Source organism: Streptomyces sp. NPDC057854 (assembly GCF_042797055.1).
Taxonomy (GTDB): domain Bacteria; phylum Actinomycetota; class Actinomycetes; order Streptomycetales; family Streptomycetaceae; genus Streptomyces.
On the sequence record NZ_JBHVMF010000056.1, the window covers coordinates 1 to 2,173 of the forward strand.

4 protein-coding genes are annotated in these 2,173 nt (G+C 74.7%); 2 read left to right on the top strand and 2 right to left on the bottom strand.

Features of this window, described 5'->3' with window-relative positions; genetic code table 11:
* Positions 1–153: 153 nt before the first annotated feature.
* On the top strand, positions 154–534 hold the full coding sequence (locus tag ACFVQZ_RS36395) for a DUF5997 family protein (RefSeq protein ID WP_378234340.1): 381 nt from the start codon (positions 154–156) through the stop codon (positions 532–534).
* 43 nt (positions 535–577) lie between these two features.
* The gene (locus tag ACFVQZ_RS36400; RefSeq protein WP_378234341.1) at positions 578–958 is read left to right on the top strand and encodes a VOC family protein; all 381 of its coding nucleotides are present in this window, start codon (positions 578–580) and stop codon (positions 956–958) included.
* 13 nt (positions 959–971) lie between these two features.
* Here the strand turns inward: ACFVQZ_RS36400 and ACFVQZ_RS36405 are convergent, their stop codons facing one another.
* Positions 972–1,361, bottom strand: a complete 390-nt coding sequence (locus ACFVQZ_RS36405; RefSeq protein ID WP_378234342.1) for a SelT/SelW/SelH family protein — start codon at positions 1,359–1,361, stop codon at positions 972–974.
* Between the two features lie 30 nt (positions 1,362–1,391).
* Positions 1,392–2,173: DUF2252 family protein (locus tag ACFVQZ_RS36410; RefSeq protein ID WP_383629171.1), on the bottom strand; the 782-nt coding region annotated here is incomplete at its 5' end.

The following is a 2,173-nucleotide window of genomic DNA, read 5'->3' on the forward strand; positions in this document are numbered from 1 at the left end:
GCCCGGCACGTACGCGAGCCGGAACCGCCGCACCGCACCGCCGTCGTCGGGGGTCTCGCCGTTCGTCACCTCGGGGGCCGTGCCCGCGTCGTCGTCCACCCGACCAGCCTAGGCGCGCCGCCGACACCCGACCGGCCGACTACCCTGGAGCCCATGACCCCCAAGCAGTCCGCGCAGACCATGAAGCCCGCCACCGCGGCGAAGAAGCTCGGGGTGTACCTGCCCGCCACGCCGCCGGAGTTCCAGGAGGGCACGATCACGCGGGCCCAGCTCGAGGAGCTCGAGAAGAACCCGCCGGAGTGGCTCGCGGACCTGCGCCGCAACGGCCCCCACCCGCGACCCGTCGTCGCGGGGCGCCTGGGCGTCTCCATCTCCGGCCTCACGCGCGGCGGGCTCACCGAGCCGCTGACGACGGAGGAGATCGACGCGCTGCGCCAGGACCCGCCCGCGTGGCTCGCGACCGAGCGCGAGGTGCAGAAGAAGGTCCGCGCCGAGGAGGAGCGGCTCGCCGCGGCCCGCACCAAGAAGGGCTGAGCGCACGCCGCGCCCTCCGGGCCCTGTGGTCTAGCCTGCCGGGATGCTGCGCATCTCCGACGTCACCTTCCTCGTCCGCGACCTCGACGAGGCGATCGCGTTCTTCGTCGACGCCATCGGGTTCGCCGTCCGCCAGGACGAGGTGGTCGGCGGGTCGTGGCGGCGCGTCGTCGTCGGGCCGGACGACGGTGGCACCGGCCTCGTCCTCGTCCCCACGACGGGAGACGTCCTGGGACGGCAGGCCGACGGTGACGTCGCGCTGTTCCTCGAGACGGACGACTTCGCCGTCCAGCACGCACGCATGCTCGCGCACGGCGTGGTGTTCCGCGAGGAGCCGCGGCACGAGCCCTACGGCACGGTCGCGGTGTTCGAGGACCTGCACGGCATGCCGTGGGACCTCGTCGAACCGCCTCTCAGCACCTGAGCCGCCCGGAGCGTCACTCCACGGGCGCGGCCTCGCCCACGCCGGCGGACCGGGCGGCGGCCCGGTCGGTGTGCCCGAGCGCGAGGTCCGGTGCGACGGCGTCGCGCACGCGCCGCTTGAGGTCGGGGATCTCGGGGAACCCGCCGTCGGCCTTGCGGTCCCACAGCAGCACGGGACCGTCTCCGGCGTCGAGCGTGACGCGGAAGACGCCGTCCGTCCCCGGCACCAGCGCGACCTCGCCGAGACGGGTGCGGAACGTCTGGAGCAGCTCCTGGGCGACCCACGCGGCACGCAGGAGCCACCGGCACTGCGTGCAGTACTCGACCGCGACGCGCGCCGTCCCGCGCGGCGGGTCGGTGGGCGCGGGCGTCTCGGGACCGGGCAGCCCGGCGTCGTCCGTCATGGCGCTCAGCCTACGGTCGGGCGCGTCGTCTCAGGTGCCCCGTTCCGCGGGCAGCCGCCCGCTCGCGACGGCCGCCTCGAGCGCGGCGAAGTCCTGCTCGACGACGTCCGCGTACGCGCACGACCAGCGCGCGATCGCGTCGTCGAACGCGTCGGAGCGGCCGAGGTACCCGTGGGCCACGCGGGTGCCGGGCGACTGGCTGTGCGCGCGGGCGAGCACGCGCCCGCAGAGCTCGCCGTACCGGACGAACTGCGCGGCGGAGAGCCGGTCGAGCTCGACCGACCCCTTCATGTCGCGGAACTGCCGCCAGAAGAAGTCGACGCGGGGCCGCCCCGTGCGACCCGGCGCCTCGACCGTGGTCCAGCCGAGGAACGGGTCCGACTGCGCCTGGAGGATCCGCTGGGCGGCGACGACGCGTCGCCCCTGGGCGGGCACGCTCCCTGCCGGCACCAGACCCGAGGGCAGCGCGTCGACCATCCCGCCGTAGGTCGCCAGCACGGACCTCGTCGCCTCCTTCACCTGGAGCACGAGCGGTTCCCCCGCGGGCCCCTCGAGCAGCACGATGTAGCAGCGGGTGCCCACGCTGCCGACCCCCACCACGCGCAGCACGAAGTCGACGACCGTGAACTGGCTCAGCAGCAGGCGCGCGTCCGCGCGCAGCGGCTCGCGGTACGCCTCGAACAGGGTCGTGAGCTCGTCCAGGCTCGCCGTGTCCACGTGCTGCGTGACGGGCGGCTGGTCGACGATCCGGGTCCGCCCGTCGGCGGACAGCGCCGTGATCTTCTGGACCACCTGCTCCGACGTACGACGGC

Excerpts from the sequence above, each read along its gene's own strand:
- ACFVQZ_RS36395 (WP_378234340.1), top strand. The coding sequence starts at position 154 with ATGACCCCCAAGCAGTCCGCGCAGACCATGAAGCCCGCCACCGCGGCG.
- ACFVQZ_RS36400 (WP_378234341.1), top strand. The coding sequence starts at position 578 with ATGCTGCGCATCTCCGACGTCACCTTCCTCGTCCGCGACCTCGACGAG.
- ACFVQZ_RS36405 (WP_378234342.1), bottom strand. The coding sequence starts at position 1,361 with ATGACGGACGACGCCGGGCTGCCCGGTCCCGAGACGCCCGCGCCCACC.